The sequence below is a fragment of the Paenibacillus sp. FSL W8-0194 genome, assembly GCF_037969745.1.
Taxonomy (GTDB): domain Bacteria; phylum Bacillota; class Bacilli; order Paenibacillales; family Paenibacillaceae; genus Paenibacillus_AQ; species Paenibacillus_AQ cookii.
Genome location: NZ_CP150205.1, coordinates 1274181 through 1290202, shown reverse-complemented (window position 1 = coordinate 1290202; position 16022 = coordinate 1274181). Strand labels below are relative to the sequence as shown.

Genomic DNA, 16022 nt, shown 5'->3' with positions numbered 1-16022 from the left:
TTTTGCTCACTCTCCTTAACTAAGAACTGACTTTACGGTATCAAGCCAAGCGGTTGCTTCCTGGAATTCCGCGCCGCGGAATGCGATCATGGACAACACGAGCATCACGCTTACAAGGACGAACAACGTCATGCAGATGTAAGACGATACGCGCTGCGCGCGAGGCCCGACCGTGATGCCCCAGCTGACGAAGAAAGACCAGAGGCCGTTGGCGAAGTGGAACGAAGCCGATACGACGCCGATCAGGTACAGGATGAACAGTCCCGGTTGGACGAAGATGTCGTGCATCGTGCTCCCCAGCTGTTCATGGGTAATGTTGCCGAGCGCCAACTGAATACGGGTTTCGTATACGTGCCAGATGATGTACACGAACGTGATGACACCTGTTATCCGCTGGAACAGGTAACGCCAGTTGCGCGAATACTGAAAGCGCCCGTTATTCGGCTTGGCTTGGTAGGCGATATACAAACCGAACACGCCGTGGTAAATCAGCGGCAGGTAGATCAGCCCCCACTCGAGCAACCAGAGAAGCGGAAGATCATTGATCAGCTTGACGCCGGCGTTAAAACGCGCGAGCCCTCCTTCGAATGCGCCGAAGTTCGTCAGCGCATGCTCGATGAAAAACAAGCCGAGCGGAATGACTCCAAGAAGCGAATGCAGCTTTCTGGAATAATAACCATTCATAGATTGACGTGCCCCTTTCTCACATTATAACGTTTTCAATTTTTCATTTTCCGACATTTCACGGAAGTTCGCACACGAAAGTGTGAACAACTTGTGGCACTTTTCATGTTACTCTTTTTTTTCTTATAATGGAATTGCAATATAATTATTAATCATTATAATTTAGATGCATATGTAATAAACGTTGACCCCCATTCCATGGGAAGGAAGGTGAATCTGATGTTCGAGGATTTGGACGTCTTTGCGACGATTGTCGAACAATCCAGCCTGAACAAAGCATCCCGGATATTGAATTTGTCGCAGCCGGCCCTGTCCCGCAAAATTTCAAAGCTGGAGGACGAGCTGGGCGTCAGCCTGTTCAATCGGCGCGGCAAAAGGCTGGAGCTTACCGCTTTCGGGCAAACCGCCTACAACTTCGCATTGGAGCAGCGGCAGCAAAAGCTCAAATTCATGCAAATGATCTCCAAATACAAAGGCGACGATCAAATTTCCGTTACGCTCGGCGCCAGCCTCACCACCCTGCAGACGACCCTGCCGCCGCTCGTGACCGCGTTCATGGAAAAACACCCGACGGCCGAGCTGAAGCTGATCACGGGCAAAACGCATGAAATCGTCTCCGCCGTGCGCGACAAAAAGCTTGACGCGGGCATCGTCGCCTCTTCCATCGAGGAACCCGGGCTGCGCTGCACCGCATTGTTCGACGACCATCTGGAGCTGGTGCTTCCGAAAAGCCATCCGCTGCTCGAAAAGGATGACGTAAGCATGGACATGCTTCACGGCCTTCCTATGATCATATTCTCAACCGGAACCTGGTACCGTAAACTGACCGACGATCTTTTTCATCGCGCCGGCGTCGTGCCGGACATCCGGATGGAGATGGACTCGTTCGAAGCGATCGTCCGGCTGCTTCCGGCCTGCAAGGCCGCCGCGCTGCTGCCGAAATCGTATTTGCGGAGCCAGCTGCTCGAGGATAACGATCTCGCCACGATCCATGTCCCGGATTTGAAGGAAACGCGGCGTACGACCTCGCTTATTTATCCCGACAACGGCGGGCTCAGCGCCGGCGCCAAACGCTGGGTGGAAGAAACGAAATCGATCTTCGGCCAACTTGCCCGGCAGCATCATTCATAAAAAACTAACCTCTGTTGCACACCAAAAAGCTGCTCTCCGCCGTCGTTTCGTTACGGCCGGAAGCAGCTTTTTTTGAGCGGCGAACCTCTCGTTCTATGCTTTTGAGCCGGCGGATGCGGGTTGGCCGTCAGATTTGATTTCGAGCCCCAATTTGCGGGCGACAAGGCCGGTCGTGCTTGCCTGAAGCAAAATCGTGAGCATGATCGCCATGAACGTCATCGCCGAAATCGCCCCGGCATGCGCCACGCCCATTCCCGCGATCATGCCGGACAAAGCCGCGGGAATGACCCCCGTCTCGCGTACCCACATCATGAACAGAAGCTCGCGCCAAGTCCATTTGACCTTCCGGTCAGGCAGCGCGCAGAGCAGGATGGTAAGCGGTCGGGCCACGAACATGAGCACCAGGACCGCCGCAAAGCTAGGCCAGAAATAATCGCCGAGCGCCTGAAAATCCACCTGGCTGCCGAGCATAATGAAAATCAGCATCCGCATCATGATGCTCGTATTGTCGGCAAAAGCCCCGGTTTCCTCCAGCTTGTCGTCCATCGACAAACCCATCGTGTCCGCATTTCCCCAGACCAGCCCGGCGACAAACGTCGCCATAAATCCGCTGACGTGCAGCATGTCCCCTATTAAATAGGAAGAAAGTGCAACGACGAGCATCGCGATGGTCGTATAGTCCTTTAACACGCCGAGGCGGAAATGGGCGACCAAATAGGTGAGAACGACCGAAACGACCGCCCCGACGGCAATCCCGCCGACGGCCGTTTTGACGAATTCCCAAGCCATGTCCCCGGCTTGCAGCGCCTTTCCTCCCGTAACCGCCGCAAGCAGCGAAAACGTCAGGATCGAACCGGTCGCGTCGTTGAACGCCGATTCGCTTTCGACCGTTTCCCTGACCCGTTCCTTGATTTTCACCTGTTTAAAGACGGGAATGATCGAAGCCGGGTCGGTCGAGGCAATGACGGCGGCCGCGAGAAACGAAACGATCCAATCGAGCCCAAACAAAAAATGCACCGCGGCGCCCACGATGCCTGTCGTAATAATTACGCCGGGGACGCTCAATAGCGACAGGGTGATCCAAACCTTTCGCAGTCCGCCAAAGCTCAGGTTCCGGCCGCCATCGAACAGGATCAAAGCCGAGCCGGCCGTCAAAATAAACTGATTGATCAGCGAGCTGCTTTCCGCATGGATCAGGTGCAGACCTCTCCCCAGCACCATGCCGGCGATGATAAACACGGCAACGTCCGGCAAACGAAGCCAGGATGCCAGCCTTCCGGCCAACATCCCGACGGTAATGATAAAGAGCAGCAGGATTAAAATATGATGAATGATTTCGGTCGTCTGGGTTTCCACGTTAACTTACTCCCATCTAGTCTGCATTGACGGCTTCGCTTTCGAACCGGTCGATGTTGTCGTTCGCGCCGATGATCACCATAATGTCGCCGGCGCGGAGCTGATCCATTGCGGTCGGAGCGACGATCACTTTTCCCTGGCGGTGGATCGCTACGATGCTGCAGCCGAATTTGGCGCGGGTGTTGATTTCGTTTAACGTTTTGCAGTCCAGTTTTTCAGGCACCTTCATTTCGACGATGCTGTATTCCTTGGACAGCTCGATGTAGTCGAGCAGGTTCGGCGTCACAAGCTGATGGGCAACCCGGATCCCCATGTCCTTTTCCGGAAAAATGACCCGGTCGACGCCCAGCTTCTCCAGCGCGCGCCCGTGAAGCACCGAAATCGCCTTGGCCACGACCGTGCGCACGCCCAAATCCTTCAGCAAAATCGCGGCCAGGATGCTCATCTGGATATCGTCTCCGATCGCGACGATGCCGCAGTCAAAATTGCGGATCCCGAGCGATTTGAGGACTTCCTCGTCCGTGGCGTCGGCCACGACGGCATGCGTCAAATATTCGCTCATGTCGCTGACGACTTCCTCGTTTTTATCGACCCCGAGCACCTCGTATCCCAAATCGACGAGCTCGAGTGCAAGGCTGGAGCCGAAACGTCCCAGACCGATGACGACAAACTGCTGTGTTTTCATTCTCTCCTGATACTCCTTATTTAATCAATTTCTGTTTTCTTTGAAACTAGCCGATAATGATTTTGCCTTCCGGATGCCGGTACAGCTCTTTGCCTTTTTTCGGGCCAAGTGCGTAAGCCAGGGTCAGCGGCCCAAGCCGTCCCGCAAACATCGTGAGACAGATCAATATTTTCCCGACCAGCGTCAAATGCTGCGTAAGTCCAAGCGAAAGCCCGACCGTCCCGAAAGCCGAAGTCGTTTCATACAAAATGGTCAAAAAGTTGCTGTCCTCCGTCGTCGAAAGCACCATCGACACCCCGACCACCAGAAACAACGCGAGGAAGGTGATCGTCAGCGCCTTAAAGATGCGATCCTGCGCCAGGCGGTAGCGGTAAAGCACGATATCGTCGCGTCCGCGGATCATGGCGATGACCGCGCCGACCAGAATGGTGAAGGTGGTCGTTTTGATCCCGCCTCCGGTGGATCCCGGCGATGCGCCGATAAACATCAGGATGACCATGAAAAACTGGGACGCTTGCCGCATGCTTGCGAGATCCAGCGTGTTGGCCCCCGCGGTCCGCGGCGAGACCGATTGGAAAAACGACGCAAGAATTTTGCCGCCCCAATTCAAGGAACCGAGCGTTTTCGGGTTCGTGAATTCGAAAACGAAAATGACGATCGCCCCGATCAGAATCAGCGCCCCGGTCATGGACAGCACGATTTTCGTATGCAGCGAAAGCTTCCGTTTGTGCCGGTAATCCACCAGGTCCGACATGACGATAAATCCGATCCCGCCCGAAACGATCAAAAACATGACGACGATATTGACGAGCGGATCGTACACATACCCCGTCAGGCTGTTGAAATGGCCGAAAAGGTCGAAGCCCGCGTTGTTGAACATCGATACCCCGTGAAATATCCCGAAGTACACCGCCCGGCCGACCGGCATGTCAAAGGACCAGCGGATGGCGAACAAAACCGCTCCGCAGCCTTCGATCACGAGCGAAAAGATAAGCACCTTCCGGATCAGCCGCACGATGCCCTCCATCGTGTTCTGGTTCATCGCTTCCTGGAGGATCAGGCGGTCGCGCAGCGAAATCTTCCGCTTCAGCACGAGGGAAAACAAGGTGGCCATCGTCATGAAACCGAGCCCCCCGACCTGAATCAGCAGCATAATAACGACTTGTCCGAAGGTGCTGAAAAACGTTCCCGTATCCTTAACAACCAAACCGGTAACGCAAGTCGCCGAAGTCGCCGTAAACAAAGCATCGATGAACCGGAGCGGCTTGCCCGTCGTGTTCGAAATCGGCAAGGTGAGAAGTATGGCTCCGATCAATATAATGCCGGCGAACCCCAATACAAGAATTTGCGGGGGAGCCAATCGAAACCACCTGATTTTCGCTGTCAACATAGTCACCTCTTTAAAAAAGTCAAAAGAAAAAAAGCATCGGAAATCCAATGCCTTTCGGTTTGGTTCCTGCTGCATAACGCCTACGAGGTTAGCTGACGGATTCGGGCATGCACAGGTTGCCCTATTCGCTATGGATAAAAGCGAAATTCACCCCAAAATAATGGTTCCCCCGTTTTCATATCGAAATTCGGCGTACGGATTATTCATTTGCTTCAAAGATTATAATCCTATTCGTTTTACATCACAAAGCCATTATTCGAATGAATACGTGGGAATACGGCCCGATTGCATCGCAAATCTCATAAAAGTCTGCCTTTCTCTCGCGTTTACAATCACTTTCCACGATTTTCATCATTTTTTCACGGCCAATGAGGGAGAAAACTGGCTTTCGAGGGACATCGTATGCTATGTTTACGTTTATACTAGGTATATATCTTTACAATCCAAACAAAGGGGGCATTTCATGAATCCCGTCGGACAACCGCTGCGGCTCAAAGCCAATTACAAATGGCTGGGCATTTTTGCGGTCATCGGACTCGTTTTATTCGTCTTGTTCCAGATTCTCCCTTCCACCGCCTCGGAAACGCTGGAGCAGCAAAACACGAAGGTCATCAGCAAGGCGGAGGCCCAACGCGCCGCGGAGGCCTTCATGCAAAACACGCTGCATTTGGAGCCGGACCCGAGCAAGGACGCGGTCATCACGTACCAGTCCAACTCGGATCTATACGGCTATTTGTCGCGGGAAAAGCTGCTGAACGAATACAACAAAACGTTTGAAAAAAGTTATCCCTACGACGTGTTCCGCGTCCGTTTGGCCGAACGCCAAAACGAAGGTTACGCCAATATCGACGTACATATGAATTCGGGCAAGGTCGTCGCTTTTTCCGTTACGCCCCGCTATTCGAATTATGCCGCGGCCATGGCGGACCCGAATAAAACCAAACGCGAAACCAAGCTGAAAATCGTGGAAGGCGGCCTGTCGCTGGAGAAAAAAGAAGAGCTTGCCGCACCTTGGCTGCAGCAAATGGGTCACGACCCGGGCAAGCTGGAGCTGTCGACCAAAGAGAACGAGGCGGGACTCGTATACACCGACCCGAACCGGGCGATCGGCCGTTCAAGCCTTCAAGTCAAATTGACGTTCGAGGAAGGGAAAGTTCATTCCTTCGAACAGACCTTTAGCGTGCCGGAGGCGCATGCGGCCTACGTCGAAAAGGAAACGTCCAAAGCCAAATGGCTGACCATCTTGGGCTACGGTCTGCTGACGTTCGTGCTAGGCGTACTGGCCATCGTATACAGCGCGTTGACCCGGGCCCATACGTCGTTCAAGAGGGGCATTTTCCTGAGCGTGTTTTATTTTGCGGTCGCCACGTTCAGCACGTACAACATGCTGCCGGTATTTCAAGGCGAGGGGGTTTCGAATTTCGGCCTTGTCTTCATGCTCGGTTTCCAGACCTTCTTTAACCTGGTGATGGCTGCCCTTTTGTACTTCTCGCTCGTGGGCGGGGACGGATTATGGCGCAAAGCCGGCATCAATGCCTGGGCCAAAGCCAAAGAACCCGGCTACGGGCCTTACGTGCTGCACAGCATGTACACCGGGTACCTATGGGCGTTTATTCTGATGGGCGTCCAGTCCGTCATTTACATCGTGCTCGACAAAACGATCCACAGCTGGTCGACGACCGATGCCACGCAATCGCCGTACAACATGTTATATCCTTGGCTGCTGCCGATTATGGCGTGGATGGCGGGCATTTCCGAGGAAGCGGTCTACCGCCTGTTCGGCATTCCGATGCTGAAAAAGCTGCTGCGCAGCACGTTTGCCGCCTGTCTGATCACGACGCTGATTTGGGCGCTCGGACACACGCTTTATCCGATTTACCCCGTCATTACGCGTCCGATCGAACTGACGGTCATCGGGCTGCTGTTCAGCTTCATTTTCCTGAAGCACGGCTATATCGCCGCCATGTTCAGCCACGTCGTCTTCGACAGCGTCCTGATGAGCTTCAGCCTGTTCGCGCTGGGCGACGTGCCGGACATCATCGCGGGCATCGTCACGATCGTCATGCCTGCCGTCGTCGCTTATATCGTTTACCTGTACAACCGCAACAAAAAGAAAGAGGAGCCATATGTCATGACTCCTCATCCCGGAGGGCTGCAATAATTTGTTTGGCGAGCTTGTCTCCGATGGAAAGAGGCCGGAAATCTTCGATGCTGGCCTCTTTTATTTTTTTCAGCGATCCGAAATGCTTCAGCAGCAGCTTGCGCCGCTTCTCGCCGATGCCCGGGATCGAATCGAGCTTGGACGCCACCATCGACTTGCCCCGCTGTTCGCGGTGGAACGAGATGGCAAAACGGTGAACCTCGTCCTGAATCCGCTGCAGCAAATAAAACTCCTGGCTGTCGCGCGGCAGGTCGACCGGCTCCGGCGGGTCGCCGACCATAAGCTGCGCCGTTCTATGTTTGGCGTCCTTGACGAGTCCGCATACGGGTATGAACAATCCGAGCTCGTTTTCAAGCACGTCGACCGCGGCCGAAATTTGGCCCTTGCCTCCGTCCACGACGATGAGATCGGGCATTTCCAGGTTCTCCTTCAGCACGCGTTCATACCGGCGGCGGATGACCTCGCGCATCGTTTCGTAATCGTCCGGTCCTTGCACGGTGCGGACCTTATATTTGCGGTACTCCTTTTTATCCGGCTTCCCGTCGATGAAAACGACCATGGCGGACACGGGATTGGCCCCTTGGATATTCGAGTTGTCGAAAGCTTCGATACGGTGAAGATGTTCGATGCCGATATATTGGCCCAAGTTAGCTGCCGCTTTCAGCGTTCTTTCCTCGTCCCGCTCGATCAGCCGGAATTTTTCGTCCAAGGACACCTTCGCGTTTTCCACGGCCATGCCGACCATCTGCCGTTTTTGGCCGCGCTGCGGCACGAGCACTTTGACGCCCAGCCATTCCTGGAGGGAGGCAGCCGCGCTGTGCGCATCCAGAACGTCGCCGCCGTTTTCTGTTTCCGCCGCCTTGTCCGAGCCTTCGGCATCCTTCCCGGAATCGGGCAGCAGTATTTCCTGCGGCAGGGCCGGGTTGTCGCTGTAATATTGGGTCACGAACGACATAAAATCGCTGTACGCCTCGCCGTAAAACGGAAACGCCGAAGCATGGCGCTGAACCATCTTTCCTTGGCGCATGTACAAAATCTGCACGCACATCCAGCCTTTGTCGACGGCGAAACCAAGCACGTCGCGGTCTTTTGCGTCGGACGTCGTAATTTTTTGTTTCTGCATGATGGCGTCGATGTTCATAATTTGGTCGCGAAGTTCCTTGGCCCGTTCGAAATACAATTCTTCGGCCGCCTCTTCCATCTTCCGCTGCAGCTCTTTTTTGATCTCCTCATGCCCGCCGCTCAGAAACGACTGTATTTCCTGGGTAATCCGTTCGTATTCCGCAGGGTCGACTTCTTTTTCGCAAGGCGCGAGGCATTGGCCCATATGGTAATACAGGCAAACCTCCTTCGGCATGACGCCGCATTTGCGGAGCGGATACATCCGGTCGAGCAGCTTTTTGGTCTGCTGGGCGGCGTACGCGTTCGGGTATGGCCCGAAATATTTGGCCTTGTCCTTCAGCACGCGCCGCGTGACTTCCAGGCGGGGATGCGCCTCGTAGGTGATTTTGATGTAAGGGAACGTTTTGTCGTCCTTCAGCAGCACGTTATATTTGGGCTGGTGCATTTTGATCAGGTTGCATTCCAAAATGAGCGCCTCGATATTGCTCCCGGTGACGATATATTCGAAATCGCGGATATCCGCTACAAGCCGCTGGGTTTTTCCGTTATGGCTGCCGGTAAAATAGGATCGGACCCGGTTTTTCAGCACTTTGGCCTTGCCGACGTAGATAATGGTGCCTGCCGCGTTTTTCATGAGGTAGCATCCGGGCAAATCCGGCAGCAGCGCCAGCTTGTTGCGGATGTTTTCCTGCGCTTTTTCCAGCTCGGCTAACGTTTCTGTCTTTTTTTCGTCCATATATTCCGCTCTCCCCCTCTCCATAACATGTATCAAGAATCGGAAATATAACTTTTATTATATGGGGAATTCTCCAAAATCCAAAGCGCATTTTTATAGGAGAATGTACGACATGCCTGAAAAAAGGCGGCTATGTGAACGCAGCAAAGCGCCCCCGGAAGTTCCGGAGGCGCATCTTATGGCTGATCATGCATATGGCTTGAATTACTGGTGTTTCGAGATGATGTTTTTCAGGTTTTCCTTGGAATTCAATCCAACCACTTTGTCAACCGGCTGGCCGTCTTTGAAGAAGATCAGCGTCGGGATGCTCATCACGCCGAAACGGGAAGCCGTTTCCGGATTTTCATCCACGTTCAACTTCGCGATTTTGACGGAGTCGCCCATTTCGCTTGCGAGCTCATCCAGAATCGGAGCGATCATTTTGCAAGGGCCGCACCATGGTGCCCAGAAATCAACCAATACTGTACCTTGGCCTTCAATTTCAGCATTAAAGGATTGGTCAGTTACGTTTACAATAGCCATAATATTTCTCCTCCTTATAAAAAGCTGAATTTCATCGAAACTTCAGGATTTGTGAAAATCCTCAACTGAAATGTCTTAGCGGACAGTTTTAGTATACCACAATTTTTTCCGAAATGTAAATTCCTTAATTACAGATCTTGCTTCGGCTGTCCTGACCGGCGTGAACCAGCTTATTGTACCCTAAAGTATTCGCCATATATTCTTTACAAATTCTTTGGACTTTGGGTATACTAAGGTTAACTCGGGTTTCCGTGTCAATGACCGCGCTCATTTACATAAAGTGAAACCATCCTGAGGAGGCATTGTATTCATGGATGCAAACGTGCACGCTAACGACCCGCGGGAACACGTAAACGAAGAGCCGCGCAATGACTTGATGGATCTGATGAACGGCTTCGGGGGCATGGCTTTGTTCATGACCCTGATTTTCGCGATCATGGTCATCATCAAGTTCGTGATCTCCGGCTAACATGCTCGTTACGGAGCGATGACAAAAAGCCTGGCCTTTCCGCCGCTTCCGGCAGAAGGTCAGGCTTTTTTCCATTCGTTGGGCATGTCCGGCCCCTTTTAGGAACGAACCCGGCGCTGGTTTTCCCCATGCAGATGCACCTCGTCGACAAAAGGCAAAATCCGGTCCATCAGCCGCTGCCCTTTGTACAATTCCTCTCCGTCCTTGCTTGTAAAGCTGAGATGCTTTTCCAGGCCCGCCAGATCGTAATTGGACGTATAAAAGGTCGGCTTGCGGTTCATCCGGTAATTGAGGATCGCTCCCAGCACATGATCGCGTACCCACGGGCTCAAATTTTCCGCTCCGATGTCGTCGAAAATGAGCAGGTCGCAGTTTTTCATGACCTCCACCGTTTCTTTCAGCTTTTGGCTGTCCTGAAGCATCGATTTCAGGTCTTCCACGAAGTCGGGCATGTAGACGATGACGCCGGTGTAACCCGCGATCGCCAGCTCATGGAGCAGATAGCTCATCAGGAACGTTTTTCCCGTCCCGAAGGAGCCGAACAAATACAGTCCTTTCGGCGTGAGCCCCTGCTCCTTCACTTCGCGGATATAGCGGAAAACATGGCTGACCGCCGGCGCGCGCAGCCGGTCTTTCCCCATGATCTCCACTTCGTTGTACCCTTCCGCAAGCGCCCGTTCATCGACGTAAAAGCTGCGGATCCGCTTCCTGATTCTCTCTTCGTTTTGTCTCGCGATGTGCAGCGCGCACGGGGCTTTGCGCTCGACCAATTCCCGCCGCCCGTTCTGCTCGGCCATCTCCAGCTTGGAGTAGTGGCCTTCGAAATCGTTGGGGCATCTGTCGAGCCCCGGACAGTTTTGGCAGTTGCGCCGGTCGTTGACGTATTGGTAAAGTCGCGGCAAATTGGCGCGCAGCCGGTCTTCGTCCATCTCCGGATGTTCGGCCCGCAGCTCCTTGACGATCGGATCGCGAAGCAGGTCCTCGAAAATCGCCTGCGATCTTTGCAAAAACGACGGTCCGTTCATTTGTTTTAACACTTGGCCTAACGATTCCAACTTGTATGCTCCTCCTTCCCGTCAAGTGATGCACGATGCAGTCACTTGTTTTTGCTCGCCTGCATTTCGGCGGCCATCCGCAGCATCTCTTCGAATTCTTCCTCGCTGACGGCGTTTGCGGTCCCGCTCTCCTGCGCAATCGGGATATCAGGCTTTAACCTGGCCGCCTTGCTGCCGTATGTACGGGTCCTTCCGCCCCCGGAAGCGGCCGCCTGCTTGCCTTTCACCTTGGATTGGTCGCGGATGTATTGAACGGCTTTTTCGTACGTGTTCACCTGCTTCAGCAGCATGTTGGAAGCGATCGCTTCGACGAAATTGCGGTTGATGCGCTGCTCGTTGCCGCCCGAGGTCAATAAGGACATTAAATAATGGATCAGAACGTTGATGACTTCCCCGGGAAGCTTGTAGCTGTGGTCGATCTTTTCGAAAATATCGAAAAAGTTGTCCGGCACCGCCCCCGGAAAAAATGTCCTCAGCAGACGCGTGTAAGGTTCATTGCGCAGCATCATGTTGTATTGGTGGATGTCGCATTTGGATTGGAACTGGACCGGAACGTCCACGTAATATTCCATTTCGACCGCATGTTCCATCGGCGCCGGCTCCGCCGGATCCTCAGGCTGCCTGAGCGCTACCACCTTCCCGGCATACACCTCGCGCTGCTCCTGGCGCCGTTTATCCTGACGGAATTGCAGGTTGGCCCTGCGCTCAAGCTCTTCAAGCGCGACGCTGCCGTCGGGAGCGAACGCCCCGTCTTCGTCCAGCAGCCGGCATAAATCCTGCACGCTCAGGTCGTATTTATGCACGACGTAATTCAGGACCCCCATCTGCTCATGGTTGAAGCGGAGCTTTTCGACATGGGTCCGGTTGACCGAGTCTTTCGGAAAACGGAGAATGATGTCGGCATAATTCAGCGCATTTTCGTCCGCATGAACCCTAACCCCCGGCTGCCTTGCCGAAGACACCTCGGAAAGCGCCTGCTCCAGCTCGTAATCGATGACATGCGTGTTCAGCTCGAAAATGTCGTAAAACGCGAGCGAGATGTTTTCCTTATGTCCTCCCCCCGGTCCCGACAGTTCCTCCGGTTCGCGCGCCCAAAGCTCCTCGCGGAGCGCCAGCACCGCAAACTTGCCGATTTTGTCCCGAAGCAGCAGCGTCAGGTGCTGGGTATTAAAAAATTCGGCCGGCGACAATGGCTGCTGAAGCTCGTATTCGTAAACGTAATCCTCCTGCTCCGGCATATATATGCGGCAGGTTTGAAGCAGCCCGACCGCTTCCAGAAGCGAGGCCTGCTCGATCAGGTACCGGCGGCCTTTTTCGCTGGGCTCGAGTCCCAGGGTCAAAAACAGGCGCCGCTGCTGTTCAAGCGGAGAATAACCCAATTTCTCTATAGGAATCTGCTGAAACAGCAGATGGTACAAACTGATGGCGAAGGCTCCGACCATGGGCTGATAAACCGAGCTGAGCATCCTGCTGTCCAGACTGCTTAAACAAAAATCACGATAAACGCAAAACCTGTGATTTTCCGTAAAATGCAGCAGGCTCTTCATGTGCATATTTTGGCTCCTCCCATCGTAACGTAGACTTTCTCTATTCTATCATAAAAGGAATCCCCGCTCCGATATATTTCGACGATTATTTTATCCCCAAATGAATCCAGTCTGCCAAATCCCGGATGACGAATTCGGGAACGTTCGAGGCGAATCGATATTCGTCGCCCGTCGAAGGCCGGTCGTACAAAGCGTACATATGGTTCAGCCCGGGATATAATTTGCAGCTGACGTTCGTCCGTGTCCCCAGCGCCTGCTTCCATACCTTCAAACTGGAGGGGGGAACCTGCACGTCATTGCCCCCCTGGAGAATGAAAAGGGGCACGTCCTGTTCGCGGGCGATCATCGGGCCGCTGTATTCCCGTATATCGAACCACCAATAGGCGTTAGGCAGCGGAAAATCGGCCGGCAAACGCGCCTTGGAATAACGGTCGTCGTGCAGCATGTCCACCGCCCGCCGCCACGTATGCAGGTTCGCTTGCTTGCGCTCCAGCTCCGCCCCGGTTTCTCCCGCTTCTTCCGCCCGCTTCAAAATGCCTTCGTATTGGGAAAGCATCAAATCCTCCAGCGCTCCCGAGGGAGCGGACAAAAGCATCCCGCCGGCGATGGAGCCGCCCCGATCTTCTTCGATGATCGCAGGGAGGAGCATGCCGCCTTGGCTGTGACCCAGCACGAATATCCGGTCCGGATCGATCCGCTTGTCCTGCCGCAGAAAAGCGACCGCCGACAGAGCGTCTTCGACCGTTTCCTCCCGGACGGTAAAATGAGGCGTCAAGGAACGGTTGGGATATTCATATGTCCGTTTGGCATAGCGCAGAACCGCAATTCCCTCGCGGGCGAGCCCGACGGCGATGTCGCGGAACATTTTGCCGCCTCCCGACGATTCGTCCGCGTCGTTCGGGCCCGAACCGTGGACGAGGACGACGGCAGGCACCTTCTCCCCGGCCCCGGCAGGCAGCGTCAACGTTCCGGGAAGCGGGAGGGTTGCGGTCCCGACGATCACGTTTTCGGTTCGGTATCGGTCGGGAGCGTCATAGGAGGGGGGACGGTACCGGTCGGAAACGTTCGGAAGCAGCGCCAGATCGTCCAGCTTCCCGTCCCGGCCGAAGCGCAGTTCCATCCGGAAGCTTCGGCCGCGCGGCGTTTGATAGGACAAAACCGCGTTCCGGTGCACCCGGTTTTCGGTTGAGCCGGCTTGGATCAGCGTCCAGGAGCCGTAGCTTTCCTCCAGATGCTTTTTGTACCGCTCCAGGACATCGGCCGGAAACAGCTTCGCCAAACCGGGGCTCATCATGTCCCTCGCCTCGCCGTATTCCCCCAGCTGCAAAAGCCGCATCCAGTACATCCCCAGGCCGGCCGGATCGGCTTCCGACGCCCTCCACCGTCCGTCGCGAAAATTCATTTGGACGCCCAGCGCCTCATGAAAAGCGGACACGGGGACATACAGCCTGCCATCCCTGTTCAGAACAGCAGGCTTCGGAAGGTCCAGCGGAAGGCCGTCGATTTCGGACCGGGCGCTGCCCGGCCTGATGCTCCATTTCCGGTTTCCCAACAACACTTTGGCCGCCTTTTCCTCCTTCACCCACAGCACGTTTCCTCCCAAGGCTTCGACCGCGTCACGGACCGGTACGGCATCCGGTTCGGCCTCCCCCTTTTCCGGGATCCAAACGTACAACATGACAACCGCTGCAAGCAGCGCAAGACAGGATTTTCCTTTCAACTTCCCTTCCCCTTCCCGGTTCAAGCATGGAGCTGACGACGAGCAAGTTTTGATCAGGGATGCGGAGCAAGCCAGCTCTAAATGAAGCAAAACAGCCCCCCTGCCGGAGAGCTGTCCTGCCTTACGTTTGCCTTTAAAACATTTTGAATCCGCTTTTGCGCAGCTTTTGGATCGATACGCCGCTGACGATCGCCCCTACGAGCCCCGCCACTCCCGTCAAATAATCGACGATACGGAAGGAGCCCAGGTAATGGAGAAACGAAGTGTCCCCCCGGTCCCAAAGCGAATAAACGACGATCGGCAAAATCACGATAATAAACAAATAGGATGGAAACCAAGTGGTCTTCATAAGCATATTTAAGATGAAGCCGATCCCGAACATCATCATAAAAAACAAAACCATCAGCACCAATACAGGGATAAACTGCATGCTAACCTGTCACCTCTTCTTCTCTATGACCCGCTCGCGGTGCGCGGATATCGCTAACGAAAACGCTTCTTATTTTATGATAGTAAGTTTACTAGAAAATTTGTCACGAAGCAACGAACAATACGTGAATAGATTGTGACTTCATTTGCTCTTTCCGTTGCGGTTGGGATACAATGAGAAGAAGGTGTTAAAGCAACTAAACTTGGGAGTGATCGATAAAATGAACGAAGCAGCATCCACTTTAGAAGGCTGGTACGCTCTTCACGATTTTCGTTCCATCAACTGGACGGCCTGGAAGTCCGCGGACGACGAAGAACGCGCTATGGCGCTCGACGAGCTCCAGGAATTTTTCAAGGAATGGTCCGAGGTCGAATCCGCGAAACAAGGCAGCACGGCCGTTTACGGCATCGTGGGACAAAAAGCGGACTTTGTCCTGATGCATCTGCGCGAAACGCTGGAAGAACTCAACGCGGTGGAAACCGCATTCAATAAAACGCTCTTCGCCCGCTTCACCACCAAAGCCTACTCTTACGTAAGCGTGGTCGAGCTGAGCAACTATCTGGCAGGGGAAGGCGGCGGCGATCCGATGGAAAATCCGCATGTCGTCGCGCGTTTGAAGCCGATCCTTCCGAAAACGAAATATATCTGCTTCTACCCGATGAACAAAAAACGCGATCTTAGCGACAACTGGTACATGCTCGACATGGAAGAACGCCGGAACATGATGCGCAGCCACGGGCTCATCGGCCGCTCCTATGCCGGCAAAGTGAAGCAAATCATTACCGGTTCGGTCGGCTTCGACGATTGGGAATGGGGCGTTACGCTGTTCGCGGACGACGCGCTTCAATTCAAGAAGCTCGTGTATGAAATGCGTTTTGACGAAGTCAGCGCGCGGTTCGGCGAATTCGGCAGCTTTTTTGTCGGTCCGCTGCTCACGCCCGAATCGTTTGATGATATGCTCAAAGTATAAACAACAGCAAAAAGCTTGCTTCCTTTACTCGGAAGCAAGCTTTT

14 protein-coding genes and 1 riboswitch are annotated in these 16022 nt (G+C 54.0%); of the genes, 4 read left to right on the top strand and 10 right to left on the bottom strand.

What is annotated here, in order from left to right:
• Nucleotides 1–15: 15 nt before the first annotated feature.
• Nucleotides 16–684: a succinate dehydrogenase cytochrome b558 subunit gene (locus tag MKY58_RS05500; protein WP_036710857.1), complete on the bottom strand. Its 669-nt coding sequence runs from the start codon at nucleotides 682–684 to the stop codon at nucleotides 16–18.
• A gap of 219 nt (nucleotides 685–903) precedes the next feature.
• Between MKY58_RS05500 and MKY58_RS05495 the strand changes: the two genes are divergently transcribed.
• On the top strand, nucleotides 904–1815 hold the full coding sequence (locus MKY58_RS05495) for a LysR family transcriptional regulator (RefSeq protein ID WP_036710860.1): 912 nt from the start codon (nucleotides 904–906) through the stop codon (nucleotides 1813–1815).
• Between the two features lie 93 nt (nucleotides 1816–1908).
• On the opposite strand, the gene MKY58_RS05490 is transcribed toward MKY58_RS05495, so the two are convergent.
• Genes MKY58_RS05490 through MKY58_RS05480 form a run of 3 tightly spaced genes read right to left on the bottom strand, consistent with a single transcriptional unit; the run spans nucleotide 1909 to nucleotide 5246 of the window.
• The gene (locus MKY58_RS05490) at nucleotides 1909–3171 is read right to left on the bottom strand and encodes a cation:proton antiporter (RefSeq protein WP_339323772.1); all 1263 of its coding nucleotides are present in this window, start codon (nucleotides 3169–3171) and stop codon (nucleotides 1909–1911) included.
• Nucleotides 3172–3187: 16 nt separating this feature from the next.
• The gene (locus MKY58_RS05485; RefSeq protein WP_036710861.1) at nucleotides 3188–3856 is read right to left on the bottom strand and encodes a TrkA family potassium uptake protein; all 669 of its coding nucleotides are present in this window, start codon (nucleotides 3854–3856) and stop codon (nucleotides 3188–3190) included.
• Nucleotides 3857–3902: 46 nt separating this feature from the next.
• Nucleotides 3903–5246, bottom strand: a complete 1344-nt coding sequence (locus MKY58_RS05480) for a TrkH family potassium uptake protein (RefSeq protein ID WP_339323771.1) — start codon at nucleotides 5244–5246, stop codon at nucleotides 3903–3905.
• Nucleotides 5247–5308: 62 nt separating this feature from the next.
• A riboswitch (cyclic di-AMP (ydaO/yuaA leader) is annotated at nucleotides 5309–5449 on the bottom strand.
• A gap of 260 nt (nucleotides 5450–5709) precedes the next feature.
• Between MKY58_RS05480 and MKY58_RS05475 the strand changes: the two genes are divergently transcribed.
• Nucleotides 5710–7407 carry a type II CAAX endopeptidase family protein gene (locus tag MKY58_RS05475; protein ID WP_339323770.1) on the top strand — a complete coding sequence of 566 codons (1698 nt, stop codon included), beginning with the start codon at nucleotides 5710–5712 and terminating at the stop codon, nucleotides 7405–7407.
• Here MKY58_RS05475 and uvrC read toward each other — a convergent pair.
• Together uvrC and trxA are read right to left on the bottom strand one after the other, a co-directional pair.
• Nucleotides 7376–9265 carry an excinuclease ABC subunit UvrC gene (gene uvrC / locus MKY58_RS05470; protein WP_339323769.1) on the bottom strand — a complete coding sequence of 630 codons (1890 nt, stop codon included), beginning with the start codon at nucleotides 9263–9265 and terminating at the stop codon, nucleotides 7376–7378. The genes MKY58_RS05475 and uvrC overlap by 32 nt on opposite strands.
• 204 nt (nucleotides 9266–9469) lie before the next feature.
• Nucleotides 9470–9787, bottom strand: a complete 318-nt coding sequence (trxA, locus tag MKY58_RS05465; RefSeq protein ID WP_339323768.1) for a thioredoxin — start codon at nucleotides 9785–9787, stop codon at nucleotides 9470–9472.
• A 310-nt stretch (nucleotides 9788–10097) separates the two neighbouring features.
• Between trxA and MKY58_RS05460 the strand changes: the two genes are divergently transcribed.
• Nucleotides 10098–10256 carry a YqzM family protein gene (locus tag MKY58_RS05460; RefSeq protein WP_156124594.1) on the top strand — a complete coding sequence of 53 codons (159 nt, stop codon included), beginning with the start codon at nucleotides 10098–10100 and terminating at the stop codon, nucleotides 10254–10256.
• A 98-nt stretch (nucleotides 10257–10354) separates the two neighbouring features.
• Here MKY58_RS05460 and dnaI read toward each other — a convergent pair whose 3' ends face one another.
• From dnaI to MKY58_RS05440, 4 genes are all read right to left on the bottom strand, one after another.
• Nucleotides 10355–11311, bottom strand: coding sequence for a primosomal protein DnaI (gene dnaI, locus MKY58_RS05455; protein WP_339323767.1), 957 nt, complete (start codon nucleotides 11309–11311; stop codon nucleotides 10355–10357).
• Between the two features lie 41 nt (nucleotides 11312–11352).
• Nucleotides 11353–12864: a helicase DnaB gene (locus MKY58_RS05450; protein ID WP_339323766.1), complete on the bottom strand. Its 1512-nt coding sequence runs from the start codon at nucleotides 12862–12864 to the stop codon at nucleotides 11353–11355.
• 79 nt (nucleotides 12865–12943) lie between these two features.
• Entirely contained in the window at nucleotides 12944–14578 is a 1635-nt protein-coding gene (locus tag MKY58_RS05445; RefSeq protein WP_339323765.1) for an alpha/beta fold hydrolase, read from the bottom strand.
• A gap of 133 nt (nucleotides 14579–14711) precedes the next feature.
• Nucleotides 14712–15008, bottom strand: a complete 297-nt coding sequence (locus MKY58_RS05440; RefSeq protein WP_036710872.1) for a YuiB family protein — start codon at nucleotides 15006–15008, stop codon at nucleotides 14712–14714.
• Nucleotides 15009–15228: 220 nt separating this feature from the next.
• On the opposite strand from MKY58_RS05440, the gene hemQ reads away from it, so the two are divergent.
• Nucleotides 15229–15978 carry a hydrogen peroxide-dependent heme synthase gene (hemQ, locus tag MKY58_RS05435; RefSeq protein WP_036710974.1) on the top strand — a complete coding sequence of 250 codons (750 nt, stop codon included), beginning with the start codon at nucleotides 15229–15231 and terminating at the stop codon, nucleotides 15976–15978.
• Nucleotides 15979–16022: the final 44 nt, after the last annotated feature.